The sequence below is a fragment of the Sediminibacillus albus genome (genome assembly GCF_900101125.1).
GTDB lineage: Bacteria > Bacillota > Bacilli > Bacillales > Amphibacillaceae > Sediminibacillus > Sediminibacillus albus.
The window spans coordinates 411,095-436,030 of sequence record NZ_FNFL01000003.1; the positions used below are offsets into that span (position 1 = coordinate 411,095).

Below are 24,936 nucleotides of genomic sequence, written 5' to 3' on the forward strand. Positions count from 1 at the left end.
ATTTCTTTTATTGCTCCTTCTTTTCGAAATACTCCCGATCCAATTTGTCCATTCTGATGGCATAACTTAAAATTAATAGGATAAAAACCAGAATGGCACCCTGCTGTGCAATCCAAAATGACAACGTTACCCCGAAAAAGGGTACTTCATTTAGAGGAGCGGCAAAAAGTACACCTCCACCTAAACCAACAAGAAACCAAATAATTAATAATCCCGTTATAAGTTTTATGTTTTTCTTCCAATACCAATTCTGTTTATCATCAAGTGATTGTACTTTTTCTGGTTCACCCATTGTTTAGCCTCCTTTGACCGCTTAATTCGATGCTTATCATGCCGACAGCTTGACCATCCAATTTGGATTCATGCTAAGCCTTCCTCACCCCCTCGGTAAGCGTTTACAACATTTGCGATTAGCCACCTCTTGCTTGGACCTCGACATCCCTGCAGCTTCTTTTCCATTATATGAGAAAAACATATTTTTATTTTTGGAATGTTCTGAAAAACATGCTATTTAATGTGAGATGCAAGGATTCAAACATAAATTGTCTTTCGTGTGCTTGTCTTGGGGAATTAACATGGAACGGTCACGTTCCGTTGCAGCTTGGAAACATGCTTTCTCATTTGGTTTAGATAAATAGTCTGTGGCGTGGATATCAAATGTGTCTACTCCATAATTATCGTATGCAGCAGTAAATACAATATGAGGTTTTGATTCGTGGGTAGCCTTTCACAACGTTTGTACCTTCCAATCCGCTTACTCTAGAAAAACTATTGCCGGTTTTTCCGTAGATAGGGTCTTAACAGATGCTCTTCTTTATGTGCATGGAAAGCACGTTACAACATCATTTCAGCAACACCTTGTTCCCTTATAGATCAGTTAAGGAGAACCATTCCTTGCTAAGTCATTATGCCAGGTTCGATGAAAATAAGGACTTATATGACTGTAGTCACACGGAAATAAGACAGCGCAGTTCAACAAGGTATTCCCCCTTTATATTTTACAGATTATTTCGACTACTATTATTATAATCCTCCCTTTATCCAAAAAGTTTTACACTTCCTATCTAATCCTAATCTATTCAGCTTTTAATCAGGCTCTTCCATAAACAGCTTTTGTCACGCGCCCTGGTGTTCTGCCATTCCTAACGATGGATATTATTAGAAGTTTTTTCCGACATTTGGCTTACTTATTCGATACTTTTAAAACTATTTCTCCATTTACTATAAAGACATAGTCTTCCACCTGAAGATTAAATCTACCAAAAAGAGGTGATGATATGCCATTCCATGGTTGTATTTTTCCTAGAATGCCAGTGCAGGGAAAGCTAACTGCCTATGTGGGTACAGAAGACGGGACATAGCTCTTATCCTCTTTTAAATTACCCTTGGCAATCCATCCTTCTACTGTCTCCAGGTCATTTGGAACATCATAGAGTTACTCACTCGTTATGCAATTCGTTTTTTTAGATCAGCTACAAAATAAATTCACTAGAAAAGAGAGGTTATTATTATGGCAGTAACTTATACTAGTACGATCACTTATATTGTACAGGCTGGCGATAACTTGAGCACCATCGCGCAACGGTTTGGAATGACTTTGGCCGAAATTCAGGCACTGAATAACATTAGCGATCCAGACCTGCTTCAAATTGGGCAGGAGTTGCTGGTTTACGATAACACTGGCAGTGATCCGACTCCGAATACAATCACTTATATCGTACAAGCCGGCGATAACTTGAGCAGCATCGCGCAACGATTTGGAATGACTTTGGCCGAAATCCAGGAACTGAATAATATCAGTGATCCAGACCTGCTTCAAATTGGGCAAGAGTTGCTGGTTTACGATAACACTGGCAGTGATCCGACTCCGAATACAATCACTTATATCGTACAAGCCGGCGATAACTTGAGCAGCATCGCGCAACGATTTGGTATGACTTTAGCCGAAATCCAAGAGCTGAATAACATTAGTGACCCAGATCTAATCCAAGTTGGGCAAGAGTTGCTGGTTTTTGATAATGGTGACACTGATCCGACTCCGAATACGATCACTTATATCGTACAAGCCGGCGATAACTTGAGCAGCATCGCGCAACGATTTGGCATGACCTTAGCTGAAATTCAGGAGCTGAATAACATTAGTGACCCAGATTTAATCCAAGTTGGGCAAGAGCTGCTGGTTTATGATAATGGAGATGGCGATGCGCCGGTAACTCGTGTAACCGAAAGCCAACTGAACCAAATCGGATGGTCAAGCGCTTATCTATCAGATGCTATCTTAGAAGATTTGAATAGTTGCTTAGAAAGATATAATATCACGACCAGATCGAGAATTTGCCATTTTATCAGCCAATGCAGTCATGAGTCGGGGGCTGGCCGTTGGACAAAAGAATTAGCATCTGGCGAAGATTACGAGGGGCGCGAAGATTTAGGCAACACGGAACCAGGTGATGGTCCTAAATTCAAAGGTGCAGGTTATATCCAATTAACAGGGCGCTATAACTACACGCAGTTTTCCAATGATATCGGTGATCCCGAAGTTGTAAACCAAGGTGTTGACTACGTTGCTGCCAATTATCCCTGGTCAAGTGCCGGATTTTGGTGGGATGCTAATAATATGAATGCTTTATGTGACACGAACCCATCCGTTGAAGCTGTTACCTTAAGGGTTAATGGCGGATACAATGGATTAGAAGATCGTCGGATGTATTACAACAGATGTCTTTCTGTATTTTACGCATAAGAAGAAGGGGCTGTTTTTTACAGCCCCTTCTTTTTTACATTAATTATGCAGCTTCATTCAATAAGAACAGCTTCTTATTTATGAATTTTCATGATATGAATCAGCCGTTCGACTTCTTCATCATCACCTGGTTCGACGTACACTTCCTCTGCATCTTCGATAATTCCCTCTGTATATTCCTTCATGAAATCTTCATCCACCTCAGCATTGCCATCCCAGCGCAAAGGAACGTTATATACATTAATCGTTCCATCCCCATTGCTGCTATACGTCACAGATCCATCCACTAATCGAGAACCTGCTAACTGGATAACATCTTTTGGATAGACAGCACTCGTTTCATCATCAGGATTGATCAGCTCACCGGCTGGTATATGATGAACATTCAATTCATCTATTTCCTGATTGGGCCCAAGCTGCAGCCAAACTCGCGCGTATTCGATTTCCTCAGCAGAATACTCAGCCAATGGGTCATTATTTTCTTCATTTTTAGAGGTATTAGTAGAATTTTCATCTGAAGAACCTTCATTAGAACTGTCTGCAGTTTCATCTGTTTCTGTTGAGGAGTCCAATACGTTTCCCTCTTCTTCTGCCTCGTCCGCTTTTTCTTCCGATTCTATAGCGGAATCACTCTCTGAAGGTTCTGTTTTTGATTCATCGTTTGTACTGCCCGTACACCCAGTGAGTAAGAGAACGAATCCTAGCAAGGTAATATTACAACAAAAAATCCTTAAAAGTTTCTTCATACAATCATACCTTTCCTTTTTCTTCCTTTAACTACAACTTAGCATACCGAAATTGCATGTCAAGCAACTAGTGAAAGTAGAAGAGTGTGTCCTTACACCCGCGATACGTCTTGTTATGGATAATACCTTTATTAGAACAATGATTTCCCTTATTTAGTCGGGTTAAAAAAATACCACTAAACAGTCCAATGAAGGGGGCATTTAACCAACCATCCCCGTTTTTTATCTACTTATTTTTAAAACGTGCTTTCATTCCGGTGACCCTGGTTCTTTCTGATAACCTTTTAAATCAGGTTCATAGTCAAACTCTTCTAAGTTTTTATCTATTTCCAGTCTTTCCATATAAAGAGAATTCTTCACCTTGCCGGTCGAAGCATATATTTCGTATTGCATTAATATTCCGGTTTTCTTATCCACCCAAAATCGAAAAGAATCTGCTGAATTTAGCTCTTTTCCATAATCACTGAGCTCTCCTGCAATAACAAAAACTTTTCTACCTACTAATTCTCCATTCTGCTCCTCAATCGACCACAAATCCATGCTTGCCAGGTAATCCATGGCTATATCTCTAGGGAAAAGTGATTGTGTAACAGGTTTTAGTTCAGGTTTATTGTCTTCATTTTTCGTCTTAAAATAAGTCTCTTCCGACTCATATACTTCCCAGATATAATCCTCATTAAAGTAATACCTACTTTTCTCTTCACCGTTAGTATTAAGAGAAGTGGCATAACCTCCGAACGGTTCTTCCATGCTTAATTTAAATTGAACGTCCTCATTCAAATCAATGCTACGGCGGTGATAGTTAAATTCCCCTTTTGCTGTAGTAAAGTATTCCTCAGAATGAAGCATTAGATTCTTAATAGCTTTTTTGGTTAATTGATTCTGTTCCTCATTCGTAGACTTCTCGGAGGAAGAATTATTCTCTCCAATCGACGGATTATCCTCTGAAGAAGAGTTAAACTGATCACCATCACTGATGATATCATATCCGATATAGCTTGCAGCTAGCAATAGGATTGCCGTGAGAATAACATTCACCGGTCCCCTCCAATATCTCTTTTTGTTACTTTTCTCCTCTTTTGTATGGTTTAGTTTGTTCAGGACCTGTTCTCTACTCCTTTTGCTAAACTCTACATTTTTAATTCAGGGGAGTTATCCATTCTTTGTTTTAATAATCGAAAAAATTTATCATCCATTTTTGGACACCTCTTTTTTTAATAAATCCTTCGCCCTTCTTAGTTGTGACTTAATGGTATTTTCATTTCTCCCTAATGTAGTAGAAATATCTTTTATGGTAAGTTCCTTATAATAATATAAAATAATGATTTCTCTGTATTTAAAAGGTAGATTCATAACGGATTCCGTCACTTCATCTTCGAGACTTTTCTGAAGCACCTTCGTTTCTACTGACGGGCTTTTCAGTAAACTGATAAGACTCTCTCCTAATAGGGTTCGTTTTTTATATGCACTCCTCAAATAATCTTTTGACCGATTAATGGCTATCCGGATTAGCCAATTCCTCAGCGACTCCCCTCTAAATTGCTTATAATGTGTAAAACATTTAATAAATGTTTCCTGTGTTATATCGTCAGCCAATGAATAATCTCTCACATACATGTAAACAATCCCCTTAATATCGGTACCGTAGAGTTTCATTATTTCATCAAATTCCAGTTGCTGATCATCCATTTTTTCCCCTCACTTATAAGACGGGAAACCACCTAAAAAAGTTTATTTTATTCTATAAAAGAAACTAAATAGAAACCAATGATGCTCCCTTAAAAGAAGACCCATAAAAGTGAATATTCGAAACTTTCCGAAAAAATGTTTAAATAGAATAAATCATGGCTGATAATGAAGGGGATTTTATGTTAGGTAAAAATCCAACTGTAAATCTTATAATTATTACTTTATTTTTTATATTTTTTAACGTAGTTATTTTCAAAGCTTTAGATTGAGTATTGCGGACTTTTGAGCCACTGTTTGCGGACAATAAAGCCACTAGGTGCGAGATAGAGAGCCAATATTTTGGTTTGTGAAGGACAAAGTAATAACCGGCCAATGGGTAGTACCATTCCAAGAAACAAATAAACCTAATTCCTTTTTCTCTTGGGGAATTAGGTTTTTTTCTTCAACAATCGCGCCCGTTTGCGGCATACCAGCAATAATTTCTTGAGTCACTAATTCAAAGCCTATTGCTTAACAGGAATCTTTACTTTTATAATATTATCTACCACAAATCAAGGCCATAAACTTTGTCACCGAGTGAATCGTCCCTATAACTACCACCCTTGAAATCCTGCATAAATGGCTCATAATACATTTTTCCGTCTAAATGATAATGATCCGAAAGATGATTTTCTTTAACAAGTTTAATATCCCAATTCGTTAAATACCAAGAGTACTCGTTATCACTATATAATCCTTGACCATCTTTAAAATACTTGTTTAGCTGTGAGGGTTTTAGTATGATTCTATCTTCATTATCGACTAAATAATCTACGTAAACAGTGTATTGCTCATGCTTATTATCAAAATGAATTGCTCTGGGTCTAAGAGTTTGATTTTCAGGAAGTTTTGGAGCACTTTCTATGATTTTAAAAATATTTTCCACGTCCCTTAAATCAGGAAAAGTCATAGAAACCCTGGATGATAAATAAACAAAATAATCCTTATAATTGGCTGCCCAGAAAGACGGTGATTCAGAATTATAAATTCTCCACCCAACTTTTGATGAGGAGTTTGAGAAAAACATATGTATTAATGGAAAGCTATTTGGTTGAAATAGTCTTTTTTCTATTTCGATGGAATCCCAATATTTAAATAGAATACCACTTGCTTGTTGGGTATCTTCAAGCCTTTTGACTAGTCCGGAAGTTGGTTGTGTCGAGCACGCAAGTAAATAACCCTCTGCTCCAATAGATCGACAAGAATCAACCATTGAGTTAATTTCATTTATTCCAAGAGATTTCCCCGAAATAGCTTTATGCTTACATTCAACCAACCACTTTCTTTCGAACCTACTGAAAGGGCCAGAAGCTTTTTCAATTAAAACTAAATCTTTACCTTGATCCGGCCCCACTCCAGTCCAATGTATTTCAAATCCTTCTCTTATAAAAATTTCTCTAATTAATTGTTCAAATAATATCCCATCTTCTGGTAATTCTTTGAAATCAATCACTTTTATTAACGCACCTCTTTCAAAAGTTCTTTCTTTCTTAACAAAGGTATATTTTTCAGTTGATGGTGTATATGTTTCAAAAAAATCTAGTGTTTGGAAAAATATCCTTTCCTCATTTTCAAACGATTGTGAGTCCACAATGATTAAATCTTTATCAGAGTACTTTTCATTAAGTTCTTGAACCGAATTGACCAAGTCATCTAGTACTCCGTTTAAATAAACCTTCAACTTCATTATGTTTACATCCCTTTTGTTTTTTATACAACACGGTCTTTCTATGTTTTTACTGAATCACAAATGAGCCCCTTTGCTAAATTTATAGGTTATTCCATTAAATGGCCCGATTGTTTAATACAATTTTTTTAATGCATAGTATTCTTGTACTAAGCAGCAACAAATATTCATTTTAATCCCGGATAATTTCTTTATCATAAATTCAGCCTACGTTTCTTGTATTTTCACACATATATGATAGAGGCATGTAGTTTTTCCCGAACGATTATGGGTTGTTGTCATAAACCTTATGTCAGAATATGAATAATCTTTATCAGCATTAATATCTGACGATATAAGCATTACTGGGTATTCATGGTTCTTAACATGGGCACAATACTTATCCCAAAAAGAACCAAAATCTTTAACTTTGACATATGACAGGCATACATTGAAAACATTTCCTGTTGTATCATAGGAATATATTTTGTCAAGATGTGTATTCAGATAACTAGTATTCAAACTAGATAAATTTAGAGCTTCTATAATGGTAAACGGCATACCGTTTTTTTCAATAAATATATCAACTTCGCCAGATGATTTTCCTATGGCAGAACTTCCGCGTCGAGTTTGATCTTTTAGGCGGTATCCGTTTGTTTCTAGTAAATCTGCAATAAAATCATTACGCTCATCCTCTGTAGCATTCACATAAATTTTTCGTGCTTGTAGCTTGATGCAAGCCAAATAAAGATCACGAATAAATATATCGGGCTGTGATTCAATATTATGCGTAGATTTTAAAAAAATGTCGCTTGTAATTCTTTTTACTTTGATTGCATATAAATTTTTACCTTCAATATTAAGGTGACCAAAATCTACTATCGGTTGCTCAGTTAATAAACCGAGTGCCCGTTTAATAGGTTCATCTATCTTAAACCCAGCACTTATTCCAGTAATTGAATACTGATCTGTATTTTTGCTTGCTCCAATTAAAATGTAACCATATTCGTCTGGCATGTTTGACAGAGCAGCGATAAACATAGCCAAATTTTGTGGCCTGAATTCTAGTGTCCTACAGATAAGATTTTTTGACTCTGGGGATTGTAGTAAATTTAACACTTCATTAATGTTTATCACTTTTCTCTTATGCTCCTTAATGGAATCTTGTTAACGCCAGTTAGCTTCAGTATATTCCCAAAAGTTATTTTTTGCGGAATACTTTTTCCATCTTCAACCCACAATTCGCAATCTTTTTCGTAATCAAGAACATCTAACTCAGAATCATAATATAAAATTATTTGACCATAATCGGATGGGCGAGCAATTAAATAAATTTCAGTATTGTGTTTTCTAATTACAAAGATAGTATCGCTGATTTCTATCAAATTTGAAACATCATATTCCGGCTGATCACTTAAAAATTTGATGATATTTCTCTTGGAACGCTCAAGAATCTCCTTGACATAACTAAACATTTCTAAGCTTCTATTAGAATCATGAAGAAATTCTGTGTTAAGTATATTATTTGTTAGAGCACGATTTAAATCTTCTTCAGTTGAAATACCCCATTGTGCGAGAAGTTCTTTTGATAACTTCACCGTTTCACTTGATCTACTTTCATCTTCAGAATGAGACAATCTCTTTTCTAATTCTTGTATTCCAGAAACGCCGTATTTCTTTAGAACATCGTTTAATTCTGCAATTTCTTGATTATTTGGTTCGTCTTCAAAGTTACGACTAATTTCGAATAATCCCTCTGGTATGTCGAGTTCTTCCTGCATAAAGTACTTTTGAATCTCATCAATAGTAGACCTAAGTAGAAAGTCTAATTTCTTATCGTGTCCATCCAGATAAAAATAACGACATAAAACCTCAGATAACTTTAGTAATACACTATTGGCATTCCAAGGATTTGTTACATAAAGGCTGGATTCATTAAAATGAATATTGACGTTCTTGCTAAAATCAATACCCTTATACGTAATTTGAAGCTCCTCAGCTTGAAAAATTTCTAAGGCTTCAATTTTGTCTCCCAGGTTTTCTAAACTGTCTATTGTACTCACATCACTATATTCATTTTCAATCCAAATTTTTAAAAATGGATTTATAATTTTCAATTGATTTTTCAAGCTTAAACACTCTTCTTCTTGAGAGTGAATTAGCTCAAATTCACTTTGTCTCAATAACTTTACTTTAAAGTGCTTTAAGAATTTTCCTAGATTTGGACTTTTTTTGTTTTCAGCACTAAGCATTATAAAACAATACTGATCTTGAAAGATAGCTTCGTTACCATCTAAGAAATATTTGAGAGTGTTGCATTCTGTGAATTGATTTCTTGTATTTAACAAAAACCCAGTATTAGCCCATTCTTCAACTTTTGAAATATCGTTAGTACTCCAATTAGTACATTGAGCTAATAATGCAGAGTAAATAAATTGAATTTTTTTGTAATTATCATTCTTAATTCTTCCTTTTTCGTCAGTATCTAATGAAATTTTACTAAGTAATTCTAAGTAGTCTGGCAATTCTATGCTTGTTCGAAAATTAAAGAAAGATTTCCAATCTGCAGATAGTTCTGGTCCTTTGAATATAGGTAAATATGTTCCGGCAATTGTTTTTATCTCTTCTGTGTTAAGTAATACAGAAGATGCGGTTTCACATCTTTCTGAAAGAGTGGGAATACATTGTATGTTTTCAATAAACCACGGAACAAAGTTTTCAACTTGATCACCACTTGTCCGTCCTGGCCGATTCTCATAACCCCAATATGCAATTGCAGGTGCTTTGATATTATTTGGTGAATAGTTTTCTATATAATCAGACCAAAATTTGTAAGCAAACTTAGGGCTATTTTCTGTAAGTTGAATAAACTTCAAAGTTACTATATCGCAGAAACAATCAGCTCTAAAAGTACTTTGAAAAGGGGTAAACTTTTTATCATTAGTTTCAAAATATTTTTCATTAATCTCAGCATTAGTTAATTCTGATTTAGAAAGTTTATTTGTGTATGATAATGTTGTAATTCCTTCTTGAACCCCAAGCATTTTAAAGAAACGTTTCCACTCGTCTTTTTCAAGGGCATCTGTACAATATGATTCGTGAACAAAAAAATCTTTTTCTAGTATTTTTTCAATTTCTAGCCTTGGTTTATAATAATCTGAAAGAAAACAATCTTTGGCTGGACGCAGAGAACCACTTTGAGTAAGAATTTTTATTCTCGATAATTGTTCTATTAAGTCATGTTTAAGATTTCCCTTTCTATATAAACTAAACAAATCCTGAACTGTTTGTAAGGCATTCTGGGGGGTTACATAATCATCGATTTTGGGTATAATAGTTTGTCTTATATAGGTAGTATCTGTTTTTTCCTTTACTCCTAAATTCTCTAGCCAATGTCTACATTCCAAATCTTCGAAAAGCCAAGTCTGTAAATCTCGATGTAAAAAAGATAAGTCACTATTAGGATTATCCCAGTTTTGATCATCTGCTGTTGGAAAGCATACTTGAGATGAATAATTAATACAATTCTTATGATCCCAAATAAAAGGCAGTTTTGTGATTACGTCTTTTGAAATATCCTTAACCTGATCAGATTCACATATTTTTTTAAGATGTTTTATAAGTTCAATATTATTAGCTGTAGTATGTGAATTTATAAAATATGTAGAGGAAAGGAAATTCTGTATTTGTTTCCATTCAAAACATGAAGAACCTAGCCTTTTAAATTCAACGAAATAACCACAATTTCCAGCAAATTGTTTTGCGTTATCCTTATCAATAAATTTTTTAATAGGTTCTTCTCCTATAAAAGATTTCTCAGATAAATAGGTGAAATCAACTATTGTTTCTTCAATTTTAATTAGTTGTCCCTCTCTTGAAATAATAAACGGAATATTTTTTTTAGCTTCTTGGATTCCTTCATTAAACTTTTTCCCCAATTCGTCAGTTTCGGTGTACTTAGGTATTAATTCATATGCTTGAAAATGTACCTTAGTAGTCACTAAATATGAGATCCATTTAAAAATCTCAGTGGCAATTGTTTTAAAAAGCCATTGATTCCATTTTGAATCCGTATGAAGCGATTCACGATTAGCAGTGGTTAGAAAGCTTGTATTGACAAGCACAGGAAAGGAATACCTTGATTCATCAGTTGGTAAATATGAATATAGAAGTTTTTCTTGATTAGAAAGTTTAGTAATACCATCACTACCCACTTTGGCAGCTAACGATAACTCTATAGAATCAGCGTTTAGTAACTTTTCAGGAATATTTCTTTCATCTTGTAGGAATGTCTTTATATCATTGGGGACTTTTAAACTTATAGTATTTATCAACCAGTCGACTTTTGAATTGTTACCTTTCTTTAAAATTATCCTATCATCTATTCGATTGATATTAACGGAAACTAATTCTGTTATATCAAAATTAATCTCAGAGATATTTTTAAGAAATAAAAACATGTTTAAGTTCTGTGATAGACTTTGAGCAGCTTGACTCGTCTCATTCACATTCTTCATTTGAATAATAGTTGCAACATTTGCATCAACATCTTGAAGAAATCGATTAATTGGATCAAAAACTTCATTTACCTCTGTATAAATCGGGATTATTTGCCAAGGGTATTGGAATTCTCGACCATTATTTTTCTCCCATACCATCTTTGATTCATTCCATTTCCACTCAAATGAAAAGGAAGAATCAAATCTGAAATATTCATCTTTTGTAAAGATCGTTACTTTATCAGATTGTCCAAAAACAGATTTAAAACCAATGCCTTTATAGCCTGTTTTCGTCAAATCTGATTTTTTAGTGCCATTGTTCACATTACAAATTCCTTTAAGATCACGAGCAGTGAAGGGTCTCCCTGAATGGGCAACGACTAAATTATCATCAATAGTTTTTATCCATACTTTAACAGATTCATTGCTTTGAGAAGAATCGTCTGCATTTTGTAATAGTTCATAAATAAATCGCTTTGAATCAGTATATAAGTCAACTGATAATGCGTTAAGCGAACTTGCTTGGTTTACCGCTTGACTAGGGTTTGTATAGTCAGTGTTCTCTAAAAATATTTTTTCAATGTCTTTTCTTAAACTCATTTAAAGCTCCCTTCCTTCAATCTCCTTCTAACATATAAAGTTTATTCCGTATGTAAAGCTCCGTGAAGTAACCTGGATTTTATAAATATCCTAAAATACAACTTTTACACGCTTTTCTGATATTATACCTGATACACCGCAACACCTCCATATTTGTGCAAAAAAAGCTAAGTTCTTCTGAGTGAACGTAGAGTGTTGAATTCTTAGATTTGCAAACTTTCGAATTTAATGTGGACAGCTTAAGTACAAGTGCATTTTCTAAATGTATAACAAACTCTTTTCAGATGTTCTTGTGATGATACGCATTTCTACAATATAACACTTATAAGTTGTAATGACAGGGATTAAAAATGAAAACAGGCTTATGGGGATAAGCTAAGAAGCAAAAACACTTTTGGAGTAATACAAGAAGAAGAGGAAAATTCAAAACGGATTCGAGGTGCAGAGCCCCTAGAAGCGTGTACCCCGTGACTAAGGGCTCGTTCTTTTAAAGGAGTTTGCTAGAAACGTATTAATTTTTAATAAACCCTTAATACGAGGTAGTTTCCTACACAATCTGGCCCGATTGTTGAAGTCAGTTCCTACTTAACTGGTACAATTTTTGTCATTCAAAGATAAAAAGTATATTCCCTTGGTTCGAAATCAAATTTTATTATACAGTAGAGTATTCAATAAATTGTACTGGCTCTCCACTCCGCAAACGGTGGCTCTTTTCTCCGCAAGGACTGGCTTAAAACTTCGCATAAGTGGCTCAATTCACCCGCAATATTCATAGATAGTAATAATCAAACATGGGAGCACATTTTATTAATGTTATTCTATTTGATGTATCTCTTTCTGTTTCTACGAGAAATTAAAAAAATAATATCAAATAAAAAACGAAGTAAACTTTAAATCGAAATAGACTCCCATATTGATATGAGACCACTGATAAAGTCCTTTTTAACCTAAAGCCGCTGTCACCACCGATCGCCAATCGCGGAATCACCAGAGGCCAATCGAAAAAGAGTGATTTTCTTTGATTTATAAAAGGAAATCACTCTTCTATCTTCTATTAAAATTAATTCGTTAAATACCTCTATTTTAACCAAAGAGTTTTTCCATTGATTCCTACCACTAAATATGGCTTTATACTTATACCCAATTTCTAAAGCTGCTTTTTCTATAAGAATTATAGTTAGTTTGGGGCCTTGGTTTATATGGAGTTTTATAAGGATATTATTGACTAATAGCCAATACTTGAAACTAGTCACACTAAAAGAGAAGTTTGTATTTTAACAAACTTCTCTTTTATGGTTACTGAAGATGTTCTATCTAATATTATTGAGACATCTACTTTATTAACATTCTTCAAAAGGCTTATTAGATTATTTATAGGGAGACTTTCAGTAATGACTTTACTTATTACCTCTATTTTACTATAGAATAACCGTTCGTCTAATCTGTTGCAGTTCGTTTCTCTGTTGCCTGATACTTATAATCACCGAATAAACAAGCTACACGAACCAACCCAGCTTCCAGTAAGGGCTCTCCTTTAGAATTAAAGACCTGGCACAACTAGCGGCCATAATCCGAAAATGGTGAATTGCCACATGGATTAATTACTTGAAATTTAATACAGCACTTTTAATTCCTTGACGCCAAACTCTAGTGCGTCTTCCACTTCCTCCATATATACATCCATTCGGCCTTTGGTGATGGCACTCCCTCTATCTTCACAGGTGAACGTTTTATCAAAGTAAGGAATGTACACCTCTGTTCCAAATGAGAAGGACGGTGGGCAGGCAATTGTCTCTCCTTCTTGTACTTTGGCACCTGATGCTGTGATGCCATATCCGGGATCTCCTGGTCGTTTTCCGGTTGATTCATAACCCGCCGTATAAGCAGATACTTTATATGTTTCTCCCTTTGCGTCAGGAATGGTGATCGTCTGGCCGGCAAAGATAATATCCGGGTTTGTAATGACCGAGTTAAACTCCAGCAAGGAATCTACACTCACGTTATGCTCCATTGAAATTTCTGATAGTACGTCGCCTGATTGGACCGTGTACTTGCTGCTTGCAGCAACTTCGCCTGCAAACAGCAACACTCCTAAAGTTAGTAATGTGACTAGTGTTAAGTATTTGATAGTGATAACCTCCTATGTTTTATCTGCTATAGATATCGTATAAGAGGCTATTTCTTCTGTAGGTTTTAATAGAATTGAAATATAGATGTAAAGGTGATCGATTAAAAAAGTTCGAATGGTTTTCTTTACTTCTATATCAGTCGTTGACTTAGAGGTTATCATTTTTATGATAAAATATTTAAATAGTATTACTCTTTCATTTTCAAGGGGTGTTGATATGTTTAAGAAAAAGGTAAAATCTGGAATAATCTCATCAACCTTTTGTACCTTGGTTATCGCAACATATCTAGAACTTATCAGTTTTCCCGATGAGACTTTTCCTTTTTATTTTTGGCTATTTTTTATTGCAATGTTTATTTTTCCAGCTATATTGATATTTGGATTATTAACATCATATATATGGGATAAAATCTCTAACAAGTATAATGTGAATAACATAATTGGTTTGTTGTTTTACCCTTTGTCCGCACTTATGGTAGCCACAATTGTAGGTTTTTTTATGGATTATGAACTCTTTTTAGTTATTTTGAAACCATTATATTTCATTTCTACTATTTTCTGCGCTGTTACTTTTTGGTTTACTTTGTTGTGGGTGAAGTGAGAAATCTAATAGAAAACTTTAATTTAGAAACAAAACTGTCCACTACCTAGCTGGCTGTTTGATTTATAACATCCTGCTAGTCTTTTTTTTGACGTTCCTTTGTATGATTTTTAAGGGAATATGCGCTAGAATGGCTCCAACTCCTATTACTAGGACAATATGCGACTCCTTGGCCACGTCACCTCCAAAGACACATACAGAACCGTCGTCGGCTGCAGCAATGCAGCTAGCATTCTGATCATGGTAGTCTTTCCTTCCCCATTCGGTCCAACACTCCGTAAATCGAACCTGTAAGCACCTTTAGAAATACACCGTCCGGTTTCCTCCAAACGTTTTAACGATCCCTATCGCTTCGACAGCCCACTCGTCGTAGCCTTTTACGGTTTTTTTCTTATTATTCCTTTGCATTCTGTTTAAATCTCTTATAAATTGAAACAACGCTTTTGTGCGTAATAGGAACACAAGCTGAAATTTTCCTTCTGCGTTTGGTTCCGTTGGTGCTCGGTCAAAAAAACATTACCAATAGAAAATTGTCTGATTTTGGTGTTTACTGTTAATCTTATTAAATTTAGGGTAGATATATAGAATCATAGATAGAAGAAAATCGATACATAAGGAAGTGAACCACATGAAAAAGTTTGCCTTTCTATTCTCTGGAGTAGTTCTGATCTTTTTCCTTTTCGCTTGTTCGGAAAACACTTCAACAGACGATAAAAACGAAGGAAAAAACGAAGATTCACAATCGGAGGAAGGCGCATCAAACAAGAAGGATGAAAACAAAGAAACAGAGGAAAAAGAAGAAACGAAGCCTCCACAGCCTTACGAACCAATAAAGCCGGCGGAAGATGCCCAGCCTCTTAAAGATAAGTTATCTGAAGAGGAAATTGCGAAGATGCCTACAGCTGAAGCACACGGAGGCGATCGCACACGCATGGTTCCAGTTGGAGAAACATTGGTAAAAGGAGCCGAGGATCAAACCGACGGGCCGTTGAAGAATCACAGACTTGTAGCTTACTACGGTCATCCGAACTCTACCAATATGGGAATCCTGGGTGAAATGGAACCCGATAAACTCATGGAAAAGTTAAAAGAACAGGCGCAGGAGTACTCGGATGCCGACCCATCCCGTCCAGCGATTCCAACGATTGAGCTAATTTCGACTGTAGCGCAACGGAACCCAGGACCTGAAGGGAATTACTATCACATGACTCCGCCGGAACAAATCGACGAATATGCCAAGCTTGCGAAAGAAAACAACGCTCTACTTATGCTGGATGTCCAGCTGGGAACAGACTCTGTCCTCAATCAAGTGAAGCTATTAGAAAAATGGCTTAAGCTCCCTTACGTCCACCTGGCCATTGATACCGAATTCCACGTAAAAGAAGGGGAAACACCTGGCATCGACCTTGGCCAAGTAAACGGTGCTGAAGTGCAAGAAGCAGTGGACTACCTGACAAAGATGGTGGAAGAAAATAACTTACCGGATAAAATTGTCCTCGTTCATCAGTTCATGGACGAAGCGTTAACGAACAAAGAAGCCATCCAACCGACCAAAAATGTAGAAGTTACCTTGAATTATGATGGATGGGGGGATTCATCCACGAAGATGTCGCTCTATCGCAAATTCGTGCGAAATGAATCTGTCCAGTACGGCGGATTCAAAATTTTTTACAAAAAGGATGAACCTGTCTTGAGCGCTGAAGATGTATTAAAGCTTGATCCCAATCCAGCGATTATTAATTATCAGTGATGAAAGTAAAAAATAGCCTATGTTTGGCACCCATCAGCGGAAGGAATAAAGATTATCCCTCTCGGTTAAATTAATTGCATTCCCTTTATAAAAGTATTACGGTAAAGAAAAAAAGGAGAGTTGATCAATGAACTATATTACCTTAAACAACGGACTGAAAATGCCGCAGCTTGGATTCGGAGTATGGCAAGTGGAAAATGACGAAGCAACAAAAGCTGTATCAAAAGCTCTCGAGGTTGGTTATCGCTCTATCGATACAGCGATGATCTATAAAAATGAAGAAGGTGTAGGAAAGGCGATCAAAGAATCATCCATTCCACGCGAAGATTTGTTTATCACAACAAAGGTTTGGAATAGCGATCAAGGCTATGAAAACACCTTGCGTGCTTTTGATGAAAGCCTGGAACGACTTGGCCTGGACTATGTTGACCTATACTTAATCCATTGGCCGACACCGGAATATGATGACTATGTGGACACATATAAAGCGATGGAAAAGCTTTATAACGACGGCCGCGTCAAAGCGATCGGCGTTTGCAACTTTGAAATTGAACATCTACAACGCCTTCTGGACGAATGCGATGTAAAACCTGTCCTAAACCAAATCGAATGCCATCCACATCTTGCCCAAAACGACATCAAGGAGTTTGGTGCAAAGCATGATATCTTTGTGGAAGCATGGAGTCCGTTAGAACAAGGTGGAGAAATCTTAAAAGATGATGCCATCAAAAACATTGCAGCATCCCATCACAAAACACCAGCTCAAGTAGTGCTGCGCTGGCATCTGCAAAACAACACGATTGTTATTCCTAAATCGGTGACACCTTCCCGTATCGAAGAAAACTTTGATGTTTTTGATTTCGAACTAACGAATGAAGAAATGGAAAGCATTAATAGCCTTAACCTGGACAGAAGGAAAGGCCCTCATCCGAACGAGATGAACAATCGGTAAGGTATTTTAGAAGTAGGTTTTTTGCTCGATTTTTATGCTGATTTCAACTAGTGTTAAACACCGCTTATTGGCCAAATAGATACGGAGAGACAGTTTCTTTAACTGTCTCTCTTTTTGTTTGCTATTTTTTACACTATTCACTATTGGTAGGCTGTGTCTCCATTTTCCACTTATATTTCATGAACAACTTGTTCTCTTTCAATTCTACAGAAAGACTATCGTTCATTTTTCCATTAAGCTTTTTAGAAAGGATAATCCAAAACCTCTTTCCTTCTCCCTATCCTCTTTACAACCGAGAAATCCTTGAGATTAGATTCTTATTGTCCCTTGAAAGTAGGGTGAAATTTATTTATCACCTCGTCACATTTATCCACCCTTCCTCGTCTTGAGTATGAAATAATTAGGTAATCTTATGACTCAAACGTGGGATGTTGTCATTGTTGTTAGTGGATTAGCAGGTTAGGTTGCAGCAAATGACTTAGGAAGAAACGATTTATCAATACTACTATTAGAAAAAGGCGGGAGGGTTAGAACAATTGAGATTAATCGCCAGTATTTGAATCTTGGCCCCCCATGCCTTTTATAAAAAAGGAAAAGCCAGATCCTTCTCGAAGAAAACAGATAGAACACAATTACATCCACCCGACCGAAAATGTAGAAGTCACCTTGAATTTATGTGGATGGGTTTCATCATTTCATGATTTAAGTGTTGATTATGAAAATCTAAAGAAAGAAAGGAAGCGTTACTATTAAGAAATTTTCCAAGCTAAGCTATTGGGCTTTGTTCTTAAGTGTTTTTCCTGTTACATTAGTGCTTGCAAGATTGTATTTCTTGCTGAAAATAAATTTTACCTTATTACTGATTGTAGCTTGGGGAGGATTATTGCTATCAATTTTTCTTTCTATTTGTGCAATTTCTAGAAAAAATGAAAAAAACCTAATTGCCATTTTTTCCATAATTATTTCTATAGGCAGCGGGGCTTTTATAGCGTTTGGTCTATACATGTCACAAATGGCATAATGACCTTGTAACACAAATTATCGAATCTTGATAAATGGCACGATTTCATCCAAAGGGATCCCAATCCGGCGATTATTAATTATCAGTGATGAAATTAAAAAATAGCAGAAATAATCTCAATGGTTATAAATGAAAATAGTTACCTGCTCCTTTTATTATTAGCTTGCAGAGAACCCCTGGTTCTTCTGGAGGGCACTGAAAAACTGAAGCTCTATGATAGGTAGAATTTATAAAAGCGGTCTGTGTGGTATTTAATTTCCATACAAACCGCTTTTCGTCTAATTTCAAGAGTTTTGTGCCCTCTATTCTTTCATTAGTGGAACGATTCGTTTCACATTCGCCGTGAAAATCGCCATCGCCCCTTGAATGCGCATGCCGTCGAAACCCGAAGATGAGGCGACCTCATATCCGTGTCTATGTTGATTCCGCGATGGGCGATCGGTGGTGACGCCTGCGGGAACAGCACGAGCCGAAGATCCACTTGGTCAAGTGATCTTCTTGACCAAGTTAGCTGAGGCCGTGCCCGCGGCAAGCATCCCCCCGACAAGCGATTCGTGGAATCAACAACAAACTTTGACAGCCCCTTTAGATTAAAAAAGACTTTTTCAGTGCTCTCGTCAATTGGAATTATAAATGGTAATTTTCCTGAGCACTGTCACTAGGAGTGATACCCCTTAATCATTTCATGTACTTTTTTAACCTCCTGTTCTGCGACAATGAGATACCATATATCACCGATAAAATCTCCTTCTCCTTGCACTTGATAGGTATGAGTATTTTTACGGGCTCCTCTATAATCAGTCATTAATCTCTTCATATCAGCAAAAGCCATATTAGTGTTTACATTCTCCCCTAATACACCCATGACGTCGCTGATTCGATTGACACCACTAAAGCTTGCACCTTTTTGAATTAATCCTTCAATAACTTGCCGCTGCCTTTCGTTCCGTCCAGCATCACCTTTAGGGTCATCCTTGCGCATCCGTACAAATGCCAAGGCTTCTCTTCCATTTAACTCTAGTTCGCCTTCAGGAAATGTAAAACGCCCATTTTTGAATGCGAGTTTATTATTAACAGTTACTCCATCCACTGCGTTTACGAGCTGCTGCAACCCCTCCATATTGACTTTAATATAATAATCTAACTCGATATCCAAAAAATTCTCCACAGTATCTACCGCCATATCACTGCCGCCAAAAGCATAGGAATGATTGATTTTATCTACTGTCCCATGGCCAATAATATCCGTGCGTGTATCTCGCGGGATACTAATCATTTGCATCCGTTCATTGTTAGGGTCGAGTGTCATAACTATCATGGTATCTGAGCGGCCTTTATCATATTCTCGCTCATCAACACCAAGTAAAAGAATATTTAAAGGCGTTTGATTGTTTATCTTTTGTTGGGTTACTTCATCATCAATCGAATTGACTTTCTCATATAGATCATCGTTAACTGTATTTTTAATATCTGAGTAAATCGAAAAGAGAAAGCCTCCTATCCCGACAATAACTATCCCCAAAATAAGGAGTGATACCTTTTTCCAATTGCTTTTTCTCCTTTGTCTTCTTTTTTTATCAACTCTTCGCATATTCCCCCACCTTTATAAGTCATACGTCCTATCTCATTATACAATAATAGGTGGGAAATTTTACATGGTATTCGACAAAAAATTAACTCATTTAACGTTTATTGCCAATGGGGTATGTACATAAAAAACTTGGATAATTTGAAAGAATCTTAGACTATAGGTTTATAGTTTATGGTTGTAAGAATCAGGAACAGTATCAGAATCCTCTAAGTTTCTGTATTCTATCATCCTTTGTCTTTAGTTCCCTTTTTTGTATTAACCATCGCTTATGATACGATTCCTTAAAGCGGTTGGGTAAAGCCCAAGACTGTATTTGTAGATTTTGATTCCATGAGGTTCTTTAGGATAAAGTAACTGCCTTCCCTTAATAGCACTGGTAATCGGTATCCAAGGGCAGCCTGCCTTTCATGATTGCACCACCCTCTGGGTAATTTTCTGCGATTAGTTCTCCACCATGTTGTCTAATAATTCGCTGTGAAATAGTTAACCCTAACCCGGCTCCACCGATTGATCGATTGCTACTCGAACGCCATAATATATTTTCCATAAAGACAGAAACCATGGTACATCTGGCTATCCTGTCTACAATTTCGTATAGGCGTCATGCTCAGTGACCGCACTTACTCATGGTTCGGTGAAACGTAGCATAAATAGTGGTGAAGCAAAGAATCGAAGTAACTCTGGATAAAGAAGTATAAAAAAGGCTAAGTTAAATTGAAGGAGACCCTTAGTGTATTTAGACGGTCTCCTTTTGGTCTTCTTAAACTTGTTTTTCACTCATCAATTCATGAGTATTATCTTCTGTATCATTAAATACCATCCATGTTTCTGTTTGTCCGATTTTAGCTACAACATGTGGTTCGTCGATAAAAGTAACTTCTTTATCTACTAAGTGTTCAAAAGTATCTTTAATATTATTTACTTGAAAATAAATTACTGAACTTGAATGGATGAGGTCTTCTTTTTTGGAAGTGTTAACATGAGCCGCTGATCATCGCATTCAAAAAATGCCATACTATCAGTGTTAAATAGAAGAGAGAGACCTAATTTCTCGTATCCAATATCACCTTTTTTCAATATTCTATAAGAGATATACCAATATGTTGTTTAAACATTTTACTAAAGAACAGGGTTTTGAAATCCAAGTAAAAAGGTAATATCATTCATATTTTTATCTACATTTGATATAGTGGCTTTTGCTTTTTGTATTCTAAATTCTGAAATATGTTGATGGGGTGTTCTACTATAAATTTGATTTACGAATTACATGTAATGATTCCATTTCTTTATATGTATTAAAGTGTTCATTTAAAATAGGATACATTATATTATGAAATTGTTTCTCATCACCAACGGAAGCAATATCAAGACAGTAATATCTGCATGAAACTTTCCAGTTGTGAAGCTAGAGTATTACTTTTATAATAGGTCTTTTCAAAAAAAACAATAAAACAACGATTATGAGAATAACAAGGACGCTAAACCCTTAAATCATCAGGTTTCGAAAAATACGAACGCTAGATGAAGTAAAATACGAACAACGAAAATCAAAATCCTGTTTTACATATTATTCAGAAACATTTCATGTTTAGAGAATTAGGCGATTTTCTACATGAGAAAGGTTTTGGTTCTAAAACTATCATTCAAACGATTCTAACAACCTATCAAATTGGATTAACATTCTTCAATATAAACACATGACGGAAAAAAGATCATGGTGTAGCTGATAGTCATAAAAATTCCCCTCTATATTTCGCAAATGGGTTACATATGAGAGCAGAACAGACCTTATCAATGTAAAAAGTAACAAAAAAAAGAACGTTAATACAAGCTTGCCATGGAACGTAGAGAAGAAAAAAGAAAGATCAAAACAAAATAAAGAATTATATTATAACTGGTTAGAAGAATATAGATCAGAAGCTACCAATTCATAGAAGTAATAGGAAAGGGTAGTTCCATATTAGAACTAGGTGTATCAGGCTAAACTTTAGCCACTTACTAAGAATCACTATGCACTAAAAAAATAAAAAAGTCCGGTTAAAAATGTGGAATTTAAAAAGGGTAACCGCAGATAAACCGTCTTTATTTAAAATCTAGCATTTTTATACTTTTTGGAAAAAAATAGATATTTTGCAGGAATATAACATTATATCAAGAAGTTGTAACACAGAGGATGAATGGGAGGTGAAAAGGTCCTTATTTTTATGAAATTAATAAAAAACAGGAGGGTATTATTTTGAAAAAGATTATTGCTATTGCCGTATTTGTATTCTCGTTAGCCGCGCTTTCTGTAGGGTTTGGTACAATGACTGCTTCTGCACAAGAAAAGTATGAGGCAGTTAAAACTCCAGGTGACTATATGGAGTATCTAAACGAAAAAATCGAGCAACACGAAACTTTAAATAAAAAAACTTTAAATATGAATTCAAAACCAGCCCCTGCACAAGAAGTACTTCAAAAATTCAAGGAATTGCCTAAAGAAAAACAAAAAAAATTCGTGGAATACCTTAATGATCCTGAGCTTATGAAAGAAATAATGGAAAGTATTAATGAGCTTAAACCTGGCGAAAGCTTAAAATTGAAGGGCGGAGACGTTACAGTGTCTTCGAGTATAAATAAAAGTAACTTTAGCACTATGTCAACTCGATGGGATATTTGGCATGAATGGACTCACTCGCAGTTTGGTCTTGATATAATGAGGCTAAGAGCAGAAGCTGCGTATACAGCTAATAGCTCTAGAGTCACTGGAATGATAGACGGTAGAGGGAATGTGGAAAGAGAATTAACCGCATTTACTACGTTAACTAAAATAAGGGATGAGGAATTTACTAATTTGGGTCTAGCTTATGGGGGAGCTTATTATTCTTATAATATCAGATTTCCTAATGGGGGCATACAAGCAGGTACCGTCACACACCATGTATTTGGAGATGAAGATGGTGTTATAGGTGGTTATGTAGACGGAGATTTGTAAATTTCTATTTTATTTCAGTTTCACATTAACACGGTATTCCAAATTGGAAAATCGTTATGGTTATTCCTTCTTTTAGGGTTATTTGCTTAAACAAAGCGAATAAAGTTGGTAAAGGGGAAAAGCATAATAACTCGGCTGATAACTTTGATTATTGGCTGAGTTGGCCATATTTTTCAACTGCGCTTCCCCTTTTTTCCTCTCTATTAAATTAATTCCAATTCCATAAACGCGCTTCTCCCACCTGAACAGTAGACACCCAATCTTCATTTTGAAGATTAAGAATTTCTTTCTTTGGTCCAGTGATAACAGCGCCATATATATTGACACCATGTTCCTCAATATATCGAATAATATTTTCTAAGTTAAAAGATGGGTATGTTGATATTCCCTCCGCTATATGTTCATAATCTTTTATTAAATGTAGTGTTTGAATAAATTTACTGTTACGAGTATCAGGGTTATTAATTATTTCTTGAGAAGAAATACCCCCACTCTCTGAACTGCTAGTTTGTTTAACAGGAATAAAAGGCATACCAATAGGATTGTTATTTACTTTATAATTGTTATCACCCTCCGTTTTTGGCCCGGAGTTTACAGCAAACCAAACAGGTCTATAATTTTTTCCTTTCAATTTGTTAAATACTTGGGCGGTTGTATAAAATTGGTCAAATGAAATATAAGCTTCCACTACGGTTCCTTCAGGCAACACTTCCAATTTACCCCAATTGTTCCTAAGAGTCTCATTATCATTAGGGCTAATAAAATAACTATTTTGGTCATCTTTAGTCTGTAGATTAAAATTGATAGGAGAATGAAGTAAAAATTTCATATCTAATTTATTTATGGTTTCAACATCATTTCCTATTTCTTTGGCTAATTCCCCACTCCAATTCATAGTAAAAAAAGAGTTGGGAGAAAAGCTTTTACTTGTTACTCTTAAATTTGGTTCAGTTAAAGCTATAGTTGACTCAATAACATCATCGTAAACTGCTCCCCGGTCTCCCCATGCATAGAATACATTAGTGATAAAGCTACATAATATTGTTATAACGACCAAAATGCTTAATGCAGTTATGGCGTTCTGAAAACGAGCTTTCCATTTCCCCTTTTTTAAAATTTCTTTTTGTCTTTTATTGTTAAGTTCAGGGTCTATATTATTTTTATTTGGCCCCACTTGTTCTTCTATATAAGCTTGGTATTGTTCCATTTTTTCTAATTCCCTATTTAATTCCATTTCCTCTTCTGAGGATAATTTCCCTTCTGCGTAATCATCCAATTTTTTTTTAAAATCATCACTCATCGAATTTACTCCTTTCATATTGACGCTTAACAACAGCTTTTCGAGCACGGAACAATAATACTTTTAGATGTGGTACATTCACGCTCATAACGGTTGCAGCCTCTTGGTAAGATAATTGATGAAAATCAACCAACAATATTGCATGCTTTTGTTTTTCTTTCATTTTATTTATAATTTGTCTTATCTCTTGTACTTGCTTTTTAAGTATTACCTTTTTTTCTGGTGAATCCATCTGCATAATATTTCCGAAGAAATAGTCTTCTTTTATAACGTTAAATTTTGCTTTACGTTTAACGTCAACAAAAGTGTGATATGCGACACTAAATAACCAGGGTTTAATATTATTTATATTATTAATATCCTCGATATAAAGGAATGCTCTTAAAAAGGTTTCTTGAACTATATCTTCTGCAAGGTATGAATCTCCACAAAGAGAAAGTAAATAGCGATATATATCTATCATATATGAGCGATATATAGTATCCAATGATTGATTATCCATTTACTTCCCCCTTCAATATATCCACGTATGGATTTAAAAAAAGTTACAGTTATAATTTGTGTATGTTTAAAAAATAGAAACTATGATACTACAACAGTGTAAAAATTTAGACAATAATACAATATTTTTTTTACT

At 35.5% G+C, this 24,936-nt stretch carries 18 protein-coding genes and 1 pseudogene; 4 read left to right on the forward strand and 15 right to left on the reverse strand.

Annotated features, from left to right (window positions below; all coding sequences use genetic code 11):
• Window positions 1-7 precede the first annotated feature (7 nt).
• A complete protein-coding gene (locus tag BLR93_RS10975; RefSeq protein WP_093214319.1) occupies window positions 8-292 on the reverse strand; it encodes a DUF4212 domain-containing protein in 285 nt (94 codons plus the stop codon).
• A 1,218-nt stretch (window positions 293-1,510) separates the two neighbouring features.
• Between BLR93_RS10975 and BLR93_RS10980 the strand changes: the two genes are divergently transcribed.
• Entirely contained in the window at window positions 1,511-2,743 is a 1,233-nt protein-coding gene (locus BLR93_RS10980; protein ID WP_093214322.1) for a LysM peptidoglycan-binding domain-containing protein, read from the forward strand.
• A 74-nt stretch (window positions 2,744-2,817) separates the two neighbouring features.
• Here BLR93_RS10980 and BLR93_RS10985 read toward each other — a convergent pair whose 3' ends face one another.
• The 8 genes from BLR93_RS10985 to BLR93_RS11025 form a co-directional block, all read right to left on the reverse strand.
• Complete coding sequence (locus tag BLR93_RS10985; RefSeq protein ID WP_093214324.1) at window positions 2,818-3,489, reverse strand: hypothetical protein; 672 nt, start codon at window positions 3,487-3,489, stop codon at window positions 2,818-2,820.
• Between the two features lie 249 nt (window positions 3,490-3,738).
• A complete protein-coding gene (locus tag BLR93_RS10990; RefSeq protein ID WP_093214327.1) occupies window positions 3,739-4,527 on the reverse strand; it encodes a hypothetical protein in 789 nt (262 codons plus the stop codon).
• A gap of 150 nt (window positions 4,528-4,677) precedes the next feature.
• Window positions 4,678-5,178 carry a sigma-70 family RNA polymerase sigma factor gene (locus BLR93_RS10995; protein ID WP_093214331.1) on the reverse strand — a complete coding sequence of 167 codons (501 nt, stop codon included), beginning with the start codon at window positions 5,176-5,178 and terminating at the stop codon, window positions 4,678-4,680.
• Between the two features lie 312 nt (window positions 5,179-5,490).
• The gene (locus BLR93_RS11000) at window positions 5,491-5,670 is read right to left on the reverse strand and encodes a hypothetical protein (protein WP_093214334.1); all 180 of its coding nucleotides are present in this window, start codon (window positions 5,668-5,670) and stop codon (window positions 5,491-5,493) included.
• Window positions 5,671-5,719: 49 nt separating this feature from the next.
• A complete protein-coding gene (locus BLR93_RS11005; RefSeq protein WP_093214336.1) occupies window positions 5,720-6,904 on the reverse strand; it encodes a restriction endonuclease in 1,185 nt (394 codons plus the stop codon).
• Between the two features lie 207 nt (window positions 6,905-7,111).
• Window positions 7,112-8,020 (reverse strand): hypothetical protein, encoded by a 909-nt coding sequence (locus BLR93_RS11010; RefSeq protein WP_093214339.1) that lies wholly within the window; start codon window positions 8,018-8,020, stop codon window positions 7,112-7,114.
• Window positions 8,017-11,982, reverse strand: a complete 3,966-nt coding sequence (locus tag BLR93_RS11015; RefSeq protein ID WP_093214341.1) for a sacsin N-terminal ATP-binding-like domain-containing protein — start codon at window positions 11,980-11,982, stop codon at window positions 8,017-8,019. Before BLR93_RS11015 ends, BLR93_RS11010 begins: the two co-directional genes overlap by 4 nt.
• A 1,612-nt stretch (window positions 11,983-13,594) precedes the next feature.
• On the reverse strand, window positions 13,595-14,071 hold the full coding sequence (locus BLR93_RS11025; protein WP_245690122.1) for a LysM peptidoglycan-binding domain-containing protein: 477 nt from the start codon (window positions 14,069-14,071) through the stop codon (window positions 13,595-13,597).
• A gap of 1,268 nt (window positions 14,072-15,339) precedes the next feature.
• On the opposite strand from BLR93_RS11025, the gene BLR93_RS11035 reads away from it, so the two are divergent.
• On the forward strand, window positions 15,340-16,461 hold the full coding sequence (locus tag BLR93_RS11035; protein WP_093214350.1) for a hypothetical protein: 1,122 nt from the start codon (window positions 15,340-15,342) through the stop codon (window positions 16,459-16,461).
• Window positions 16,462-16,588: 127 nt separating this feature from the next.
• On the forward strand, window positions 16,589-17,413 hold the full coding sequence (locus tag BLR93_RS11040; RefSeq protein WP_093214353.1) for an aldo/keto reductase: 825 nt from the start codon (window positions 16,589-16,591) through the stop codon (window positions 17,411-17,413).
• Between the two features lie 771 nt (window positions 17,414-18,184).
• Here BLR93_RS11040 and BLR93_RS11045 read toward each other — a convergent pair.
• The 4 genes and pseudogenes from BLR93_RS11045 to BLR93_RS18300 all read right to left on the reverse strand — a co-directional run bounded on the left by BLR93_RS11045 (window position 18,185) and on the right by BLR93_RS18300 (window position 21,117).
• Window positions 18,185-18,448 carry a hypothetical protein gene (locus BLR93_RS11045; protein WP_093214355.1) on the reverse strand — a complete coding sequence of 88 codons (264 nt, stop codon included), beginning with the start codon at window positions 18,446-18,448 and terminating at the stop codon, window positions 18,185-18,187.
• A 644-nt stretch (window positions 18,449-19,092) separates the two neighbouring features.
• Complete coding sequence (locus tag BLR93_RS11050; protein WP_093214358.1) at window positions 19,093-20,025, reverse strand: LCP family glycopolymer transferase; 933 nt, start codon at window positions 20,023-20,025, stop codon at window positions 19,093-19,095.
• Window positions 20,026-20,389: 364 nt separating this feature from the next.
• A complete protein-coding gene (locus tag BLR93_RS11055) occupies window positions 20,390-20,572 on the reverse strand; it encodes an ATP-binding protein (protein WP_425440937.1) in 183 nt (60 codons plus the stop codon).
• Between the two features lie 213 nt (window positions 20,573-20,785).
• Window positions 20,786-21,117: pseudogene (locus tag BLR93_RS18300) on the reverse strand (VOC family protein).
• A 1,144-nt stretch (window positions 21,118-22,261) separates the two neighbouring features.
• Between BLR93_RS18300 and BLR93_RS11070 the strand changes: the two are divergent.
• Entirely contained in the window at window positions 22,262-22,999 is a 738-nt protein-coding gene (locus BLR93_RS11070; protein WP_093214363.1) for a hypothetical protein, read from the forward strand.
• Between the two features lie 208 nt (window positions 23,000-23,207).
• On the opposite strand, the gene BLR93_RS11075 is transcribed toward BLR93_RS11070, so the two are convergent.
• Window positions 23,208-24,299: an anti-sigma factor gene (locus BLR93_RS11075; RefSeq protein WP_175559326.1), complete on the reverse strand. Its 1,092-nt coding sequence runs from the start codon at window positions 24,297-24,299 to the stop codon at window positions 23,208-23,210.
• Window positions 24,292-24,801 (reverse strand): sigma-70 family RNA polymerase sigma factor, encoded by a 510-nt coding sequence (locus BLR93_RS11080; protein WP_093214368.1) that lies wholly within the window; start codon window positions 24,799-24,801, stop codon window positions 24,292-24,294. Before BLR93_RS11080 ends, BLR93_RS11075 begins: the two co-directional genes overlap by 8 nt.
• Between the last annotated feature and the right edge of the window lie 135 nt (window positions 24,802-24,936).